At 41.2% G+C, this 18,924-nt stretch carries 16 protein-coding genes and 2 pseudogenes; 11 read left to right on the plus strand and 7 right to left on the minus strand.

The features are described 5' to 3' along the window. Window positions 1-258 precede the first annotated feature (258 nt). From pyrD to rmf, 7 genes are all read left to right on the plus strand, one after another. A complete protein-coding gene (pyrD, locus tag J4N43_RS07580) occupies window positions 259-1,269 on the plus strand; it encodes a quinone-dependent dihydroorotate dehydrogenase (protein WP_017634281.1) in 1,011 nt (336 codons plus the stop codon). Between the two features lie 168 nt (window positions 1,270-1,437). Then, window positions 1,438-1,980 (plus strand): cell division protein ZapC, encoded by a 543-nt coding sequence (locus tag J4N43_RS07585; protein WP_005377444.1) that lies wholly within the window; start codon window positions 1,438-1,440, stop codon window positions 1,978-1,980. A 485-nt stretch (window positions 1,981-2,465) separates the two neighbouring features. Beyond that, window positions 2,466-4,586 (plus strand): bifunctional 23S rRNA (guanine(2069)-N(7))-methyltransferase RlmK/23S rRNA (guanine(2445)-N(2))-methyltransferase RlmL, encoded by a 2,121-nt coding sequence (gene rlmKL / locus J4N43_RS07590; RefSeq protein ID WP_062730585.1) that lies wholly within the window; start codon window positions 2,466-2,468, stop codon window positions 4,584-4,586. A gap of 21 nt (window positions 4,587-4,607) precedes the next feature. Then, the gene (locus J4N43_RS07595) at window positions 4,608-4,850 is read left to right on the plus strand and encodes a glutaredoxin family protein (RefSeq protein ID WP_017821808.1); all 243 of its coding nucleotides are present in this window, start codon (window positions 4,608-4,610) and stop codon (window positions 4,848-4,850) included. Further along, the gene (locus J4N43_RS07600; RefSeq protein ID WP_062730586.1) at window positions 4,828-6,747 is read left to right on the plus strand and encodes an ABC transporter ATP-binding protein; all 1,920 of its coding nucleotides are present in this window, start codon (window positions 4,828-4,830) and stop codon (window positions 6,745-6,747) included. The genes J4N43_RS07595 and J4N43_RS07600 overlap by 23 nt, the downstream gene beginning before the upstream one ends. 7 nt (window positions 6,748-6,754) lie before the next feature. Next, window positions 6,755-8,488, plus strand: a complete 1,734-nt coding sequence (locus J4N43_RS07605; protein WP_062730587.1) for a DUF3466 family protein — start codon at window positions 6,755-6,757, stop codon at window positions 8,486-8,488. A gap of 181 nt (window positions 8,489-8,669) precedes the next feature. After that, window positions 8,670-8,843 (plus strand): ribosome modulation factor, encoded by a 174-nt coding sequence (gene rmf, locus J4N43_RS07610; RefSeq protein ID WP_005377453.1) that lies wholly within the window; start codon window positions 8,670-8,672, stop codon window positions 8,841-8,843. Window positions 8,844-8,983: 140 nt separating this feature from the next. Here rmf and fabA read toward each other — a convergent pair whose 3' ends face one another. Beyond that, window positions 8,984-9,502: a bifunctional 3-hydroxydecanoyl-ACP dehydratase/trans-2-decenoyl-ACP isomerase gene (gene fabA, locus J4N43_RS07615; protein ID WP_062730588.1), complete on the minus strand. Its 519-nt coding sequence runs from the start codon at window positions 9,500-9,502 to the stop codon at window positions 8,984-8,986. A 70-nt stretch (window positions 9,503-9,572) separates the two neighbouring features. After that, window positions 9,573-11,213: an AAA family ATPase gene (locus J4N43_RS07620; protein WP_062730589.1), complete on the minus strand. Its 1,641-nt coding sequence runs from the start codon at window positions 11,211-11,213 to the stop codon at window positions 9,573-9,575. A gap of 210 nt (window positions 11,214-11,423) precedes the next feature. Between J4N43_RS07620 and matP the strand changes: the two genes are divergently transcribed. The 4 genes and pseudogenes from matP to J4N43_RS07640 all read left to right on the plus strand — a co-directional run. Then, window positions 11,424-11,873 (plus strand): macrodomain Ter protein MatP, encoded by a 450-nt coding sequence (gene matP, locus J4N43_RS07625; protein ID WP_062730590.1) that lies wholly within the window; start codon window positions 11,424-11,426, stop codon window positions 11,871-11,873. A gap of 15 nt (window positions 11,874-11,888) precedes the next feature. Continuing rightward, window positions 11,889-12,200: a DUF3634 family protein gene (locus tag J4N43_RS07630; protein WP_062730591.1), complete on the plus strand. Its 312-nt coding sequence runs from the start codon at window positions 11,889-11,891 to the stop codon at window positions 12,198-12,200. Window positions 12,201-12,314: 114 nt separating this feature from the next. Then, window positions 12,315-12,638, plus strand: a complete 324-nt coding sequence (locus J4N43_RS07635) for a hypothetical protein (protein WP_054574161.1) — start codon at window positions 12,315-12,317, stop codon at window positions 12,636-12,638. A 373-nt stretch (window positions 12,639-13,011) separates the two neighbouring features. Beyond that, window positions 13,012-13,140, plus strand: a pseudogene (locus J4N43_RS07640) (regulator); the annotation flags it as partial. A gap of 91 nt (window positions 13,141-13,231) precedes the next feature. Here J4N43_RS07640 and J4N43_RS07645 read toward each other — a convergent pair. The 5 genes and pseudogenes from J4N43_RS07645 to J4N43_RS07665 all read right to left on the minus strand — a co-directional run. Further along, window positions 13,232-13,948: pseudogene (locus tag J4N43_RS07645) on the minus strand (integrase core domain-containing protein); the annotation flags it as partial. A 167-nt stretch (window positions 13,949-14,115) separates the two neighbouring features. Beyond that, on the minus strand, window positions 14,116-14,691 hold the full coding sequence (locus J4N43_RS07650) for a hypothetical protein (protein ID WP_050550050.1): 576 nt from the start codon (window positions 14,689-14,691) through the stop codon (window positions 14,116-14,118). 787 nt (window positions 14,692-15,478) lie between these two features. Next, on the minus strand, window positions 15,479-17,200 hold the full coding sequence (locus J4N43_RS07655) for an ATP-binding protein (protein ID WP_062730606.1): 1,722 nt from the start codon (window positions 17,198-17,200) through the stop codon (window positions 15,479-15,481). After that, window positions 17,190-18,371 (minus strand): FIST signal transduction protein, encoded by a 1,182-nt coding sequence (locus tag J4N43_RS07660; RefSeq protein ID WP_062730607.1) that lies wholly within the window; start codon window positions 18,369-18,371, stop codon window positions 17,190-17,192. The genes J4N43_RS07655 and J4N43_RS07660 overlap by 11 nt, the downstream gene beginning before the upstream one ends. A 113-nt stretch (window positions 18,372-18,484) precedes the next feature. Then, window positions 18,485-18,844: a hypothetical protein gene (locus tag J4N43_RS07665; protein ID WP_062730608.1), complete on the minus strand. Its 360-nt coding sequence runs from the start codon at window positions 18,842-18,844 to the stop codon at window positions 18,485-18,487. Between the last annotated feature and the right edge of the window lie 80 nt (window positions 18,845-18,924).

Genomic DNA, 18,924 nt, shown 5'->3' on the forward strand with positions numbered 1-18,924 from the left:
ATCTATTATTCACATTTGGAACGAAAATGGTTACATTGTCACATTGAGTTGAAATTAAAACAGAGTGAAATCGATTGCTTTTAAGCGGTTAGTTACGATTTTTATCGCAGAAACTTGATTGTAATTGTTTGTTTTATATTTGAAAATCTTATAAAGATATAGGTTTTTACTTATTACGTTCATTTTCATTGAATTACGATGAAAAACGGTAAATAATATTGTCCCGTTTATACGGGGCTTTTTTCTTTCGGAGGCACAATGCTTTACCGTCTAGCCAGAACTGGCTTTTTCCAACTCGATGCCGAGAAGGCACATGATCTTGCAATCAAGAACTTCCAACGCTTTAACGGCACACCACTTGATCTCTTTTACCGCCAACAGTTACCAACTCGTCCAGTTGAGTGTATGGGTCTAACATTCCGTAACCCTGTTGGTCTTGCGGCTGGTTTAGATAAAAACGGCGAATGTATTGAAGCATTTGATGCCATGGGCTTTGGCTTTGTCGAAGTCGGCACTGTAACGCCACGACCACAACCAGGTAATGATAAACCACGCCTATTCCGTTTAGTGGAAGCAGAAGGGATCATCAACCGCATGGGCTTTAATAACCTAGGCGTTGATAATTTGATCGAGAATGTTAAACGAGCAAAATTCAATTGTGTTCTCGGAATTAATATCGGTAAAAATAAAGATACGCCAATTGAGAAAGGGGCAGAGGACTACCTGATTTGTATGGAAAAAGTGTATGAGTATGCTGGCTATATTGCAGTAAACATCTCATCGCCAAACACTCCAGGCCTTCGTTCACTTCAATATGGTGAAGCCCTTGATGAACTGCTTTCCGAATTAAAGGCGAAACAAGCGGAGTTATCAGAGAAGTACAACAAGTACGTCCCGTTAGCATTAAAGATTGCGCCAGATTTAAGTGACGATGAAATCTGCCAAATCTGCGATTCTTTATTGAAAAACAATATAGATGGTGTGATCGCGACTAACACAACTTTGGATCGCACGATCGTAGAAGGGATGAAACACGCCAATGAGGCAGGTGGCTTGAGTGGTCGCCCTGTGCAATCACGCTCTACGGAGGTCGTACGTAAGCTTCATGAAGAGCTTGGAGACAAACTTCCAATTATCGGTGTTGGTGGTGTAGATTCCTATGTTGCAGCCAAAGAAAAGATCATGGCAGGCGCTAAACTTGTTCAAGTCTACACTGGTTTTATTTACCACGGCCCAGGTCTCGTACGTGATATTGTTAAGAATCTTTAACACATACATCAAAAACTACTGAAAAATCAGTACCTGTTACATAAAAAAGAGGACTTTGTTTCCTCTTTTTTTTTATCCGTTCGTTTGTAGAATTTAAAAATCACGAGTAGGTAATTAAGCGTCTTACCTCTTTACCACTGATTTAACTAGTCAAGAGAGAACGGAATAATGCTTAAACCCAGCGACAAATGGAATTGGTATTTTGACGAGCAAAAAGCTTGCTTAATGCTGGATCTGGGGGAGGAAATGATTTTCCAAACCAATCTATCCCGAAAATTGTTGGTTAACTGTGCCTTCTCAAACAGTGAATTTACCGTTGATGACGCCAGCGCATTTCAAACGTTTAATGAGCGCATTCGCTGTCTCGATATCAGTGAATATCGCCAAGCTGAATTAACACTGTATTGTGTTGCTGCAAAGCGTTTTCATAAACCTGTACAGCCTAAGAGCTGGTTCTTCGATGCACAGTCCTCTGATTATGAACCTCAAGAAGGGGACATGGTCTTTCTCACAAATCAATATTCTGATGGTATGTTCATCGTTCTAGAACCAGGCGAAACATCGAGCTTATGTGCTTATGTTAACCAAGAAGCCTTTGTTCTTGATGGCAATAAGGCGCTTCAATTTGGGCAGCCGATTAAAGTAATGCATGATCGCATGGCTTGTGCAAACCACCTCTTTGCAATGACCCCTATGGCAATGGTGGGTTAAAGCTGTTTAATTTTTCTTTATTTCGTTCCTTTGTTTGCCTTAATCGACCTTATTGGGTCGATTTTTTTTGTCCTTTCCTCTGACACTCCAATCCGAAAGACCATGAAACTGTTTGTTTTCTATGCATGCAAACATGAAGCTGGTCACTTTTATTTTACTTATTTCAATTTGATTACTCCTTTAATTAGGCAACCTAGCGCCTAAAAAAACCTATTTATTCCCCTATAAAGGGTGTTTGTAAGTAATTTACATCAATCAATTCCGACTGGTATATACCAAAATGCATGTAAATAAGTATTCACTTCTTCTAAAGGAAACAAAATACGTTCATGAATGAAAAACATTCAAACTAAAGATGTTGAAAGTTTTAGATCATTTGAGTGGTGATGATTTGAACTAACGGGTGGGAAAATACCTTTAAAAACGAGGCATTGATCGTAAAGTCAGGTATAATTGAAGCCATTTTTTATCAGCGAAAGAACACTATGAATCAATATCTCGCGGTAACTTCAAATGGCATGGAAAATTTGCTTGTTGAAGAACTGACTAAACTAGGCATTGAAAATGCGAAACCAGTACAGGCAGGCGTAAAATTTAAAGCGACAAACGAACAGGTTTATCGCTGTTGTTTGTGGAGCCGTTTAGCGTCTCGATTTGTACGTGTTTTATCTGAGTTCACGTGTAACAACGACATGGACTTGTATCTATCCACTTCCACTATTAACTGGGTTAACCAATTTCATAGCTCTAAACGCTTTGTTGTGGACTTTAACGGCACAAACCGTGAGATTAGAAATAGCCAATACGGAGCTATGAAGGTCAAAGATGGCATCGTAGATTGCTTTGAGAATAAAGGCTTGCCACGTCCTAATATCAGCAAAGAACGCCCAGATATTCGTATTCACGTTCGTTTGCATAAAGATAAAGCGTTGCTTGGGGTAGACATGGTAGGTAGTGGTCTTCATCAGCGTGGTTATCGACCAGAATCGGGTCGTGCGCCATTACGTGAAACGCTTGCTTCTGCGATTATCATGCGTTGTGGCTGGGATGGGCATCAACCATTACTCGATCCAATGTGTGGTTCTGGTACTTTGCTTATTGAAGCGGCAATGATGGCTGCCAACATGGCACCTGGCGTTAAGCGCAAACAATGGGGCTTCGAAGTTTTGGAAGACTTTGAACCGGAGACCTGGGCTGAGATTAAATCAGAGGCTAATGTTCAAGCTAGACGAGGTGTCAAGAAAGTTGACGCTAAGTTTTTTGGATTCGATAACGACCCCAAAGTATTAAAAGTCGCTCAAGAAAACGCCCGCAGAGCAGGTGTTGAAGAGTTGATTGAGTTTGCGCAAGGTGATGCTGCAACTATTACTCGTCCCGCAGGATTTGAACACGGTGTTATCGTTTCAAACCCACCTTACGGTGAGCGTCTAGGAACTGAGCCGGGGCTGATTGCGCTCTATACCGCATTCGGTGGACAGCTAAAATCTGAGTTTGGCGGATGTAAAGCATCTATCTTCTCTAGCTCAGACGAGCTCTTGAGTTGCCTTCGTATGCGCGCTGATAAACAGTTTAAATTGAACAATGGTGCGTTACCGTGTCACCAAAAGAACTACAGCATTGCCGAGCGCAGCGCTGATGAAGTGAAAGGTGCAGATACTAACGTTCAAATCGCACCAGACTTCTCAAACCGTTTGAAGAAAAACATTGGCAAGATTGGCAAGTGGGCGCGTAAAGAGAAACTAGACTGCTATCGTATCTACGATGCAGACCTTCCAGAATATAACGTAGCGATCGACGTGTACGGCGATCAAATTGTGATTCAAGAGTACGCAGCACCTAAGAACATCCCTGAAGAAAAAGCCAAGCGTCGTCTAACGGACATTATCCGTGCGACGATTCAGGTGACAGGTGTCGAAGCGAACAAAGTTGTACTGAAAGTTCGTGAGAAGCAGAAAGGTCGAAGCCAGTACCAAAAATTAGGTCAGGTATCAGAGACGCTCGAAGTAAACGAGTACGGTGTGAAGCTGATCGTGAACCTTCATGACTACCTAGACACAGGCCTGTTCTTGGATCATAAGATCACTCGTCGTCGTCTTGGCGAAATGGCACAGGGTAAAGATTTCCTTAACTTGTTTGCTTACACTGGTAGTGCAACAGTGCACGCTGCAGTTGGTGGTGCGCGTTCCACTACAACTGTCGATATGTCAAACACCTACTTGAACTGGGCGAAAGACAATATGCAGCTTAATGGCTGTGTAGGGCGCCAACATAAATATGAACAAGCGGACTGTTTGCAATGGCTAGAAAACGCAAAAAGTGAGTACGACTTGATCTTTATTGACCCACCTACGTTCTCTAACTCTAAGCGTATGGAAACATCATTCGATGTACAACGTGACCACATTAAGCTAATGAAGAACCTCAAACGTTTACTGAGAAGTGAAGGCACAATCGTATTTTCAAATAACAAACGTCACTTCAAGATGGATGAAGAATCACTCGCTGAATTGGGTTTGAAGGCTCAGAATATTTCTTCTCAAACGTTACCATTAGATTTTGCGCGTAATAAACAGATTCATAACTGTTGGCTAGTAACGCACGCGTAGTATAAACAAAAGGATTAATACGTGCTGATATTGTATAGCACGGAGGGATGCCATCTTTGTGAGATGGCATTTGCTCTAGTAGACCAAGTCGGTTTGGCCGAGCAAACAGATATCATTGATATTGCGTTCGATGATGTACTATTTTCTCGTTACGGCGTCACAATACCCGTATTAAAATATCAAGATTCTGAGTTGAACTGGCCGTTTGACTTAGAACAACTCACACATTGGTTGGATAATAATGGCATTACTTACCATTCATAACGCACAACTTGCATTTGGTGACCACCCATTGCTAGACAAAGCGGAGTTCGCTCTTCAAGAAAACGAACGCGTTTGTTTAGTTGGTCGTAACGGAGCAGGTAAGTCCACGTTAATGAAAGTGCTTGCCGGCGACATTTTGTTGGATGATGGCAAGATTCAAATAACTCAAGACGTAGTAGTTTCTCGGCTTGAACAAGATCCACCGCGCAATCAAGAGGGTACGGTTTACGAATACGTATCTGGCGGTTTGGCTGAAATCGGCGAACAATTGAAGATCTATCACGATCTTCTCGATCTTGTTGCTCAAGACCCAAGTGAGAAGAACATTAACCGTTTGGCGAAAGTTCAAGAGCAACTTGATCATTCTAATGCTTGGCGCTTTGATGACCGTGTTAAGAACGTACTTGGCGCTTTAAAACTAAGCCCAGAAACCAAACTGACCGATCTATCCGGTGGCTGGCAACGTAAAGCTGCTTTAGCTCGTGCGCTGGTTTGTGATCCTGATGTATTGCTTCTTGATGAACCAACAAACCATCTCGATGTGACAACGATCGAATGGTTAGAGAACTTCTTAAAAGACTTCAAAGGCTCGATCATCTTTATTTCTCACGACCGTGCATTCATCAAGTCGATGGCGACACGCATCGTCGACTTAGATCGCGGTCAATTAGCTTCTTTCCCTGGTAATTACGAACAGTATTTGAATGACAAAGAAGAAATGCTTCGCGTCGAAGAAATGCAAAATGCTGAGTTCGATAAGAAACTAGCTCAGGAAGAAGTGTGGATTCGTCAAGGCATTAAAGCACGTCGTACTCGTAATGAAGGCCGTGTTCGAGCCCTTAAAAAACTTCGTGAAGAGCGTCGTGACCGTCGTGAAGTTCAAGGTAAAGTTAACCTAAACATCGATGATGCTTCTCGTTCAGGTAAGATTGTATTTGAAGCAGAAAATGTATCTTTTGCTTACGAAGGCAAGACAATTGTCGACGACTTTAGCTTTAACATCATGCGTGGTGACCGTATTGCACTTATCGGACCAAATGGCTGCGGTAAGAGTACGGTACTTAAATTGCTACTAGGGCAATTGGAAGCGCAGTCTGGTCGTTTACACTGCGGAACAAAATTAGAAGTCGCGTACTTTGATCAGTACCGAGAGATTTTGGATCCAGAAAAGACAGTGATCGATAACTTAGCGGATGGGAAACAAGAAGTAATGGTTGGGGGACGTCAGCGTCATGCGCTGAGTTATCTCCAAGACTTCTTATTTGCACCTAAGCGCGCCAGAACCCCGGTTAAGGCACTTTCCGGTGGTGAGAAAAACCGATTATTGCTAGCCCGTATCTTGTTGAAACCAAACAACTTACTTATTCTTGATGAACCAACTAACGATTTGGATATCGAAACGTTGGAACTTTTAGAAGAAATGCTTGCCAATTATCAGGGTACATTATTGTTAGTGAGTCACGACCGTGAGTTCGTAGACAACACAGTAACAACCAGCTGGATTTTTGAGGGTAACGGTATAATCGAAGAGTTCGTTGGTGGTTATCATGATGCTAAACAGCAGCGTGACCAAGTTCTTGCTTCGCGCAGTCAGGTTGAAAAACCAACGAAGAAAGAGAAAGTGGTTGAGGAAACTCCCAAAACTACGCAACCTAAGAACAATTCGAAGAAGTTATCGTATAAGCTGCAAAGAGAATTAGAGGCTCTACCAGCTAAACTTGAACAATTAGAGTCGGATATCGAGAGCCTTCAGGAGCAAGTGAACGATACAGAGTTCTTTGCTAAACCTGTAGAGCAAACTCAGCCGGTATTGGAACAGCTTGCTGCACTAGAGCAGGAGTTGGAAATCGCATTCGAGAGATGGGAAGAACTCGAAGCAATGCAACAGGATAGTTAAGAATTCAATGAATTGTAGTAATAAATTCAAATTGACCGCCATTGCAATGATGGTTGGTACCACAATGAACGCACAGGCGGCATTGTATCAAGTTGTTGAGGTTTCACCTCAGGATCATGGTTCAAACGGTGACTACCAAACGGCTTACGGGGTTGCAATTCAACAGGGCGATGCAGGTACAGATCCTTCAACAGGTTCACCTTTCGCTTTAGGCTGCTTTGATGCAGCAGCAAACTGCACGCCAGAGCAGTTTAAACTTGCAATGGAAACTCGCACTACACCGATTTCAGCGACACAAGCCGTGGATGGGAACAGCTATCGTGAAGAAATCCCATTCGGATTAGACGCCGGCTTTTATTACATCCAAGAACTCAAAGACTTTGAGCGTTACTGTTACAACCAGCTTCGCTATTCCACCTGTGACTCTTGGGCTTCAGTAAACTGGACGCCGTGGAATAAAGAACGTAGTAAAGACTTTACTTCTAATGCGTTAGCGTTCATAGAAGAAGATTCTGCTGCTTATAAAAATGAATATAACAATGTTATCAACCAGCTTACCGAGGGTGGTGCAGCTGTCGGTAATCAGAGTAAAGTTAGCACAGAAAATACTTCTACATTAGAAACACGAAATACCGTAGTTGCACCAGTAGAACCAAATATTCTTACTGGCGATAGTGACGCAAGTGTTGTGCAAAGCCATGCTTGGAGCACAGACGGCATTTTTACTGTTGGCAGTATTTCTCGAACAGCAAGCAATACCAATGGATCTCACCACACATCAAAAGCAGCGATTTGGGATCAAAGCGGAACCGTCAGTGAATTGGCTTGGCCTAGTGGCACATCTAAAGATGGAGAAAGGTTAGCTCAAGGGAGCATGCGTGACCTTGTCACTGATGGAACAACGGTCTATGGCGTAGGTTACAACACTTACAGTGATGATAACTACCTGAATGCGACTGTTTTTGTTGGAACTCTAGAAGCCGAAGGTAGCGTTGAAAACGCAACTTGGAAAAATAAAGTTGTTGTAGGAGCTAGACAGCGCGAAGGTGATGATACGGTTCATACAAACTCACGATTAACCGACGTTAACTCTAATTTTGTTGCTATTGGTGAAGCGAAACGTTCGGGCGGATACTTAATGCCAACGGGCTCTGCTCCGAATCGTCTCTTTATCGTAGATGATGTTCGTAAGGATTCTATTAGCGCTTTTTACCCAACTACTGGCATTTTCTTTAGCGGTGCGGGCGGTAAGATGGGCGGTATCAACTCTTACAATGAAATCGTCGGGCAACTTGATGCAGAAACGACTCGTGAAGACGATGGCAAGCCACGTCGTAAGCGCGGTTTTATCTATCCATATAGCGTAGGTGGCGAGACTAGTGAACGTGCTGCAACATTATTTAATGGAAAAGCTTGGTTCCTAGACAGTTTGACTAATGGCGGTGATTACTCTGAACAAAACAATCAGTTCCGTATTATCGACGCAACTGATATCAATGATGCAGGTGTGATCTCTGGTACTGCTATGAAATGTGCAGGTGGTTATAGCACAACAGCAAACAATGCGACATGTAGCTCTGAAGAGCAAATTGTAGCAGTCAAACTAGTACCTATTGCTGACGCAGCTAAGGACGACATCGTATCTCGAAGCATTGACTCAACGACGACAGAGCGTCAAGGTGCAGGCCTTGGTTGGTTAGCTTTGACCATGCTTGGATTGTTTGGGTTCCGTAGAAAATAGTTAAAAATCGTCAGTAATTTTTAAATCAAGCAGAGGCTCACACATTTGAGTCTCTGCTTTTTTTATGCCTTGAGAAATTGCCTACTTTGATCGATTCTTATAAGTGGAGTCATAAAAACTCCATCAAAGTTTCACAATAACAGCTGTACGTTAGTAAATGGACCTGTATGAGGAATTAACTATGAAGAGACAAAAGCGTGATCGCCTAGAACGAGCTCAATCTCAAGGCTACAAAGCTGGGTTGAATGGAAGGTCTCAAGAGGCTTGCCCATATCAACAAGTTGATGCTCGGTCGTATTGGTTAGGTGGTTGGCGTGATGCCAGAGATGAAAGACAATCTGGTCTCTACAAATAAACTCTCCACATACAAAAAGAAGGATTCGAAAGGGCTCTACGGAGCCTTTTCTACATTATAGGGACATAGGGAAGTAGGTTAACACTCGATAACAAAAAGGCTCCTAAATAGGAGCCTTAATAAATCGATTAAAATCGTGATTAGAAGCGCGAAGTATCTTGGAACAAGCCAACTTTCAAATCTTTTGCTACGTAGATTTCTTTGCCGTCCACACATACACGACCGTCAGCCAAACCCATCACAAGCTTACGGTTTACAACGCGTTTCATGTGGATTTCGTACGTCACTTTTTTCGCTGTTGGTAGGATCTGACCTGTAAACTTCACTTCGCCAACACCCAGAGCACGACCTTTTCCTTTGCCACCAACCCAGCCAAGGAAGAAACCAACAAGTTGCCACATCGCATCAAGGCCAAGACAACCCGGCATTACAGGGTCGCCAGGGAAGTGGCAGTCAAAGAACCACAAATCTGGAGTAATATCCAATTCCGCCAAGATCAAACCTTTACCAAAATCGCCTTCAGTCTCAGACATTTTAGTAACACGATCCATCATTAGCATGTTTGGCGCAGGAAGCTGAGGGTAACCAGGCCCAAACAGTTCGCCTTGGCTAGAAGCAAGTAGATCGTCACGGTTATAAGAATCACGTTTGTTTTGCATTATCAATTACTCCAATTTTTGATAGCTGCATCTTAGTGAACACGTGTACGCTAAACAACTCCGATCAGTACTAGACAAACCAGTTTTTGATGCGCTGCACAATTCCTTCTGGATGCTCATGTCTTTCAAAGTTTTCAATACGTTCCGCTATTTTGCCAATAATGCTATCGTCTTCACCTCTAAAAGGTTTATTCATTACAATCGGAATAGCTTCATCTACGGTAGAAACGGACCAAATATGGAACTCACCATTTTTAATGCTTTCTATTACATCTTTATGTAATGCAAGGTGTTTAAGGTTTGATTTTGGCATCACAACACCTTGATTTCCTGTAAAACCTTGATGTTTACAAACCTGATAAAAGCCTTCAATTTTTTCGTTCAAGCCACCGACGGCTTGCACTCGACCAAACTGATCAACAGCTCCTGTAACAGCAACTTGTTGATTAATTGGAGATTCAGATAAAGCACTCACCAAGCAACAAAGTTCTGCAAGAGATGCGCTGTCACCATCAACTTCACTATAAGACTGTTCAAATACGATGGAGGCAGAGTAAGGCAGTGGTTCATCCAGTTTCAGAGCAGAGCTCAAGAAAGCTTGCATAATCATCATGCCTTTTGCATGTAGATTGCCTCCAAGCTCAGCTTTGCGCTCAACATCGGAAACATCGCCATCACCAAAATGAATTACACAAGATATTCGTGCAGGCTCACCATAGCTGACAGGGTGCCCAGCCATCTCAATAACGGTTAGGCCATTGATTTGACCAACTTGTTCCCCAGTTGTCTCAATGATGACTTGTCCATCTAAAATATCGTACACGGCACGCTGAGGAAGGTAAGATTCTCGGTAATACTTGTCGTCAATCGCTTTATCTAACGACTTGTAATCTAATGCGTGACCATCACTGAACTGGCTGGCAAGCGTTAGAAGTTGAGAGTGCCACATTACTCCTAAAGGCAGATAATGTTGATCTTCAGTAAATCTCATACCGGCTAGCAACAATCTTCTAAAACCACATTCACTTAAGTGAGGCAGCTGATATTGAGAACATATCCAGTTCACTAAACCAAAGTAATCTGTCAAATTCTGCTCTGACAGATGAATATCTTCTTCAACTTCCGTATACATGGCAAAGCCAGAACAGAAGTCTTCATCGATGTATTCTAGCTCTGCTAACTGACTTCTTTCTCCTGTTACAATCAGTTTTACATCATAAGCTTTAGCTTGCGGTACTGAAGTAGGTAAACGAGTAGGGCTTAGGTTCAGTGGCTCGATAAGGTTTTGTTGAATTGCAGACTTTATATTTGGCCAAAGTCCTGGGTTAGCCAAAATTAGATTAGCCGGTACAATTAAGTAACCGTTATCTGCCTGTGAAATTAAACCAGGTTGGAAGGCAATATCACCACTTACATCAACACTGTAACGGTCAAATAAACGTTTGGCATCAAGTGATTCCGAAAAAACTATCGCAGCGTTAGACTGGCTCTGAAGAGCTTTACTGATGAACTCTCTATATACAGAATTATCTACGCAGTTAATGAGTAGTACTCGCGTCAATCCGGAAATTTTTGAAAAACGAGATATCGTTGCCGACATTCTCGGTTGGAGATCAGTAAAAGACTTCTTTGGTAACGAAGGTGCAGACTTTAAAAGTGCTTCGTACTGCTCAAGTGAAGGTGTTACGTCTTGCCAATTAAGTTGGTTCATTAAAATTCATCGTAATTCAATCTTGCCGACATTATAACGAAACGGACTATAACACCCTAGCACCAATTTGGTTTGCTCTCGGCATTCAACTCTCAATGAACAATACTTAGACAAATGAGTGATCAACATCGATACTTCTAAGAGTTTTATTTGCCCAAGTAAACCATCTGGGTTACGCTGTCACTAGGTTATGTTTATGGGTCGGAACAAATGAAATATCAACAGCTTGAGAATCTAGAATGTGGGTGGAAATGGAAGTATCTCATCAAAAAATGGAAAGATGGTGAAGCGATTACCCGACATATTGATACAAGCGAAGCAGATGCAGCGGTCGCAGAACTAAAACGCCTTGAACACGAGCCTACACTTGTCTTGACTTGGATAGAAAACCACATGTCAGAAGAGTTAGATAATAAACTCAAGCAGGCTATCCGAGCGAAACGGAAACGTCACTTCAATGCAGAGCAAGTCCATACAAAGAAGAAATCCATTGATTTAGATTACCGAGTTTGGGAAAAGCTTTCTAGTAGAGCGAATGAACTTGGTTGTACGTTATCTGACGCAATTGAATATTTGCTTTCCGAAGCGTCGAGAAGTGAAAAAGCGAGTCAAAAAGTTACCTCAATTAAAGAGGATTTGAGTAAATTGCTATCTAGCTAGGATAGGGAGTGCCAAATGTTATATGTAATCTTAATTGCAGCCATCGTGATCTTTTGGTTGATCGCAGTCGATAGGCCGGTGTTAAAAGTAAAGTTCGATAATGGCCATATTATTAACGTAAAAGGGCATCTACCTCCTTCTTTCAAACACAACTTACAGGATATTAGTGAGCATAACCCGTTTACTGGTGAAATGAAGGTGTATAGCCAACGAACAGGAATGCGCTTAAGCTTTTCCAAAGGCATTCCCAAAAAAGTTCAACAGAGGATTCGTAACGTTTTTCCGCACCAGGGCTTCAAAGCAAACAAAGGCAAGAAGCGCGCTTAATTACATATCAGTTACTTCATCATGTTAAATGGGACGCAATGTGACGTCCCATTTTCGTATCTACAGAAAAATTACTTATCATTGAACAATCAACAACATAAACGGACCAAAACGATGAGATACGTTGTAACTTTAATGATATTGATCTTTGCAAGTAATTCAGTTTTTGCTGACGATTCAGAAACGAACCTGTTGGCTAAAAAGATTAAGACTAAGCTTCAAAAGAAAGTAGACAATAAGTTTGATGGCTATCAAGGTTATTGTGACGTCATGATAGAAATGGAGCACAAAAGTAAAAACGCAGTAATAAAAAGAGTAACCAGTAGTGGTGACCAAAAAGTGTGTAGGTACGTTAAGTCCAACTTGAAGAAAGGAAAACGCTATCGTTACAAATACCCCGAAAAGTACATTCGCCTCCATATAACCACAGGCTTATAAATGTTTCAGAACGCAACTGAGCTCGTGATTTTTGGCAGATTTCGTTGCGGAGCGATTAGAGCGTTTAGCTGATTTTTGCTGTTGTACGAGGCGAGTATGAAAGGCTTTTTTGTTTGGTAGCGCTTAAGTTAGTAATCGTGATGCCATTGAATGGCAAATTCAGTGAGTTGGCCATCATCACCATACATAGATTGATTCAGGTACTTACGGAAGAACACGCCAGTAAGTCGAGGACTACGCGCGCATCAATTTTCAATAAGAGATTTGATTTGCTTCGTAAGCATAACCACAAACCAAACTAGCGATTGCAAGCCCACAGAAACCTCGGTTAAAGCTTCAAAAGAAAACAATGTTGTTAATCTTAGGATGACATTCTGGCCAATTGGTGACAGCTCAACAAATTTTGACAGGAATTGCTTTGTTAGAGATTGGAGCATTAACAGACTTAGAAGCCGCGGGGCAAGTATTAAAATATGCTAGAGCACTAAAGAAAATGATGTAAAAAGGCTCCGCAAGGAGCCTGATAATCTTAAAGTGTACTAATTGAGACCTGATCTGACACTTACCCACTTTTCGACTCGGTGCCTGTCAGATTATATCTGGGCTAGATTCTTTTCAGCCCAGATTGATTTCCCATCCTCTAATGTCTCTATTGGCGTTCTGCCACAGCATATTTTTCCTTGATGAGTACGATGATGTTGTAGTAGTCCATCCATTCGTCCAGATCTTTCTGTAATTCTTCCATTGAGCCATACAGTTTCTTTCTGAACGTCACTTGGTAGAACTCATTCAATATGGTCTTGTGGAAGCGTTCGAAGATACCATTTGTCTGTGGTGACATCGCTTTAGTTTTAGTGTGGTCGATATCATTAATGGCCAGATAGAGCTGGTAATCACGTTGTTCAACACGACCACAGTATTCAGTGCCTCGGCCAGTCAATATTCGCAGCATTGGTAGCTCATGCGCCTCGAAGAACGGTAAAACCTTATCATTCAACATATCTGCAGCGGTGATTGGTGTTTTTGTCTCGTAGAGTTTAGCGAAGGTGATTTTGCTGTAGGTATCAACGAACGTCTGCTGGTAGATGCGTCCAACACCTTTAAGGTTGCCAACATAAAACGTGTCTTGAGAGCCGAGGTAGCCTGGATGCGCTGTTTCTATCTCACCGCAAGCCTCGTCATCATGCTTCTTGCGTTCAAGGGCTGCAACTTGCTCTTCCGTTAGAATGATACCGTTCTCAGCGACCTGTGTTTCTAACGCAATAAGGCGCTTTTTGAAGCTTTCTAGGTCCATTACGAAGCCAGATTGAGAAGGCCAGCTTTGTGTTTGATGATTGGATTGTTAGTATGAAGCATGAGAGTTACCTCTTATTGTCCTTGATTAGTGATTAAGCACCTTTAATCAAAGTGGGTAACTCTCTTCTTTTCAAATTGGAGTCTCAGATCTAGTCTGAACTAATACAAAAATTCTGATGAATCAATCTTCAAATACATCGAGTAGATTTGTATCGAACGAAAGCCCCTTTAAATTGTGCTCTTCACATAACGATATGAGTTTGTCATCACAATAAATTGACGTACAACCTTCATCTTTTGATTTAAAGACATATTTATTTGAAAGATCGCTTTCTATAAATGCCAGTTTCTCTAATAATCCTTGTTCTCCGTCAATGTCTTCAAATTTGATTTTCTGCTTGTCTTCTTCTCCAAAGGACATCACGTTGAACACGGTAAAACTTTCATCATCGATTGTAATCGGTAAGAACTCACCGTCAGAATCAATTACATCTCGTACTACCTGATATGCATTTTCTCTCAAGACAAGAAATGTTCTCCATTTAGATATGTCTGGGATTGCTTCAGCAAATTTAAAGTGTTGAGTAAATGTTGCATATTCATTTACCCAAACATCTCTCAAGCTGGTTGAATCAACAGGGGCTCTTCGAAGTCGTCTTAACAACTTAAAGTCATCTGAATCGAGAGCTCGCTTATAAGGGTCATGCTCTAAGACCTTAAATTCTCGAGGTTTACTTTTTAATTTGTATACAGTCATACAGTAGGTTTCCAGTTAGCATCTTTCTTCTCAAGAATTTTCTCAGGATGAGAACTATCTTGTATTTGCTTTCTTGTATTTGCTTTTTCAGCAGTTAAGCAGTGTGGACTTAAATACATTTTCACTATGCCTAATTCTTCCAAGCGTGCCAATCCAGTTCTGATAATTTGTACCATGTATTAGTGAATGAGGTGGAGCTTTTGGAGTAGTGTAGTGATCTTTATAAGCACTGGATCTAGGTAACCAAACACCATTAATTGCATCATTAATACCTATACCAAATTCGAACATTTGTAATTTTGCATCAATCATCGCAGTTACCCATCACAATCTGATGTGCTGCGTGATTTGGGCTAGGTTGAGGTTCTGCTACGGCATAAAGTATGCGAGACAAGTGCCGGTAGCTTATTCCAAGAATGGATGTGGCTTCTCGGCACTTTAACTTATTGTTTAACACATCTTGGATAATGGAGAAACGGTGCAATTCATGGTAGTTCATCGTAACTAACTTCCTAAATACCTCCAAGCAAACATAGGACAGATTCACTTGGAAATACTAGGACATTATCGCTTTGGGCTTACACTATTAATGCGTATTATGTATATTATGTTAAATTAAATATCGCCGTACGCTAAATGTTGTCTGAGTATGCTCCTATTCCCCTGCAGATTTTAAATTTAAGGGCCTTACTGCAAGTATTAAACATAATGGTTATTTACCATAAAATACTTAATATAGATCTTAATAATCTATCGATTGTTAAGATCTATATTAACGCCTTTTTAGTTATTGAAATGACTGTATAGCTTCAAAGATATCTTGTCTTCTAACTGGCTTGGAAATGAATCCGTCCATCCCGGCATCCAAGCATTTATCTCTATCGCTTTCTAGCGCATGTGCAGTTAACGCTATAATTGGAGTCTTGAGGCCTTTATCTCGAATAAGTCTTGTTGCGGTAATTCCATCCATCACTGGCATCGAGACATCCATGAGAATCAAATCGATTAAATCCTCATTCTCCTCTAAAAATGTTAATGCCTCTGCTCCATGGCTTGCGATATGAACATTATGGCCAAGCTTATTTAAGATAAGCTTTATTACGAACTGATTCGACTCGGTATCTTCTACGACGAGAAGTTCCATTGCTTTTGTCGGTTGATTGGTTTCGATTCTAACTGGACGATTTTGATTGCAACGAGTCAAAACTGGAATCGAAATCGTAAAGGTTGAACCAACATGCTCATCACTTTTAACGGCAATCTTGCCACGCATCATTTCAACTAAATGCTTGGTTATTGCGAGCCCCAGTCCTGTACCACCGAAGCGTCTCGTGATGGAACGGTCTCCTTGATGAAATGCCGTAAACAAATGCTCTTGCTTTGCTTTAGATATACCAATTCCAGTGTCAGATATTGAGATCACAAGTTCAGCATCTTGCTCAGATACAGAAACTTTTACTTCACCTTCGTCTGTAAACTTTATTGCATTCCCTATTAGATTAAACAGAATTTGAGATAACCGCGTGGAGTCAATCCAAAATTGTTTGTCATTAGTGACAGTACAGTTGAGCTTGAATTTAAGATTCTTCTTCTTAGCTATTTGTTTTTGCTGAGAAATAACAAAAGTGACAGTGTCTCTTAAGTTAATCCATTGTTCATTGAGCTGAAAGCGACCTGACTCGATTTTAGAAAGATCAAGAATGTCACTGATTATCGCGAGAAGTAACTCTGCAGAGCACTCCATTTGGCTCAAAGCATCAATTTGTTCTTCTGACAAGGTTGATTGCTTCAGTATATCTAGCATTCCAAGAACGGAATTTAAAGGGGTTCTTATTTCATGGCTCATCATCGCTAAGAACTCCGACTTAGACCGGTTCGCAAGCTCTGCTTCTTCTCTTGCTTTAGCGAGCTGAGTTGTTCTTACCTCAACGATACGTTGTAACTTCTCTTTGGTCTCGATATCAATGACCGCCCTTTCAATTAAGGGACGAAACCGCCTCAAGGTTTCCTTATTCTCTATGCTAAAGTGCCCTTTCTGAGCTCCAATAAGTAGGATTACGGTTTGCGTTACTTCTGAACGTATACCAGTTAAAACGACCGAGTTTACATGGCTTTTTATAAAGCTGCTTAAGTTAACAAACTCAGCGAGTTTATCTGGCTCGAACAGTAGAATGCATTCACCATTGAGAGCTCTTTGATAGGTGTTACCGTGTAACCAGGATACATTATCAAATACGCTATTAGTTGATATCAATGTCTTGAAGGGATATCGTTCACCATCACGAGTCAGTACAATAAAGTCATCGAAGTTGATGTACTTTTTGAGGACATTGTTTAATCCCGTAAATATCTCATGCCGATTCTTTGCCTCACTCATCGCAGATATCGCGGAAAGAATGGCCTTGTTTTCATCGGCGAGTAGTCGTTCTCTTTGTCTAGCCTGCTTTAGCTCAACTAACGCTTCTTGAAGCGCTTCCTGTTGATATATGTCTAAGTATTTATCTTTCATAAGGTTTATGGAATATAGCCGATGAAATCATCAGGTTTCCATGTCCATTCTCACCACCAATAAATCTACCTTGCTCGCCGAAAGTAAAAGGGCAAATAAAAGGCAAATGTTCTAGTTCTTGGTTAATTTGTTCACAAACGCTATTCATGTCTTGCATTAAGTGCAACATGGGACCTGCGCAAAAGATATTTATCACTCCAATTTTTCGAGACTCTTCTAATTTTTGGTTAAAAGCGGCATTGACGACTTTTGCAGCGCGCGCAACGAGATGCTCACGACTTCCTTTCATTAATGTGAGCTCGTCACCCTCTTCTATTCGTGTAAACAACTCGATTCCACCATCTTGCGTCTCACGGATCGGATGGGATAACTTGTAATATGGGCGATCATAGAGGTGACCTGCGATCCGCCCTAATGGATAAGCACTCGAGTTTGTAAACAGCATATTATCTTTACCTACTTGGTTATCCTGGTGATTTGTCCACCTTCTATAAACATTGAGCGCAGGTTCGTTATCAATTTCAAGTAAGCATCTATTGTTGGTCTTGGTTGCAACACCTTTGATATTAGTTGGTGTATGTCCAGCGCTAAAAGCGATATCAACAGGTTGAGAGGAGTAAAAGAGAGTTAAGCTTAAACCTGAAGTTTGAGAGCCTTGGGCGGTTATCACAGACCATTTCCCAGCGATGTTATTATCAGCGGCCGAACCACCAATAATTGGAATTAGAGTTCCAAATCTTTCATCTATAGACGCAATGATTGATTCCTCTTGCCCTGGTGTAGCATGAAGTAGAATTAAGTTTGGTACTTCTCCTACACGGTTTGCGTTCTCAAGGGCCATATCCAAAGCCTTGGTGACGCTGTCACCTGAGTTGTGATTAGAAATACCAGTACCATAAGCATGAGGACCTGTATCATAAACAGCAAGTGCCGCAATTACTGGGCCTGTATGAAAGCCCTGATCTGTCATTACGGCTTGACATGAACTGGCGCCATGAAAAGGCACACCAGGAAAATGCGCAAGAAACGCTTCTCGAATCAACTCAAAATTGTATTCTTCCGTGTAGTAACACATCACGTAAGACAAGCTCTGTTGTGTCAATTCGGACCTGAGCGTTCTTATCGCTGAGTCTTCATCTTTAATATGAGTAAAAACTGATTGGCAATGCATACGATTTTATAATTGGATATCACTCTGCTGTTATACCATTCCAACCAATTTTCTCTAGGTAAGAAGGTGTTAATTTCATTAATAAGTTACGATTATCTCGTGATAGATCGTATTTATAATTGAACTACAACAATGTTTTCACCTTTTTTAAAGGTGATTTTTTTCGATTCAGGCATGATGTCCCATTCTACTAATGACTTATGCTTCTCGTTGAGATTGATAAAATTACCAGATTGATTTAGATCAATTTTTAGAGTGCTACTTTCTGTCGTTTCGAGCGAAATTCCCATTGAATCACGATTAATCGTGATTATTTCTCCTTCAATTGTTACATCGCATCGTTCTTTTTGTGAACAGTCAACGCTATTAACACTCTCGTGTGTAAAGGTACGCCAGAAAAATGCGCCTATTAAAACACTGAGCATGATTAAGATTTGTGCAAGTCGCGCCTTTGTTAACTTTTGTGCAGGCATAATTACTAATATCCTTGTTACAAACTTCAAACTTTTTAAATAAAAAATGATTTCCAGAGGTCCAGTAAGGTTACTACCCT

Source organism: Vibrio sp. SCSIO 43009 (assembly GCF_023716525.1).
Taxonomy (GTDB): domain Bacteria; phylum Pseudomonadota; class Gammaproteobacteria; order Enterobacterales; family Vibrionaceae; genus Vibrio; species Vibrio alginolyticus.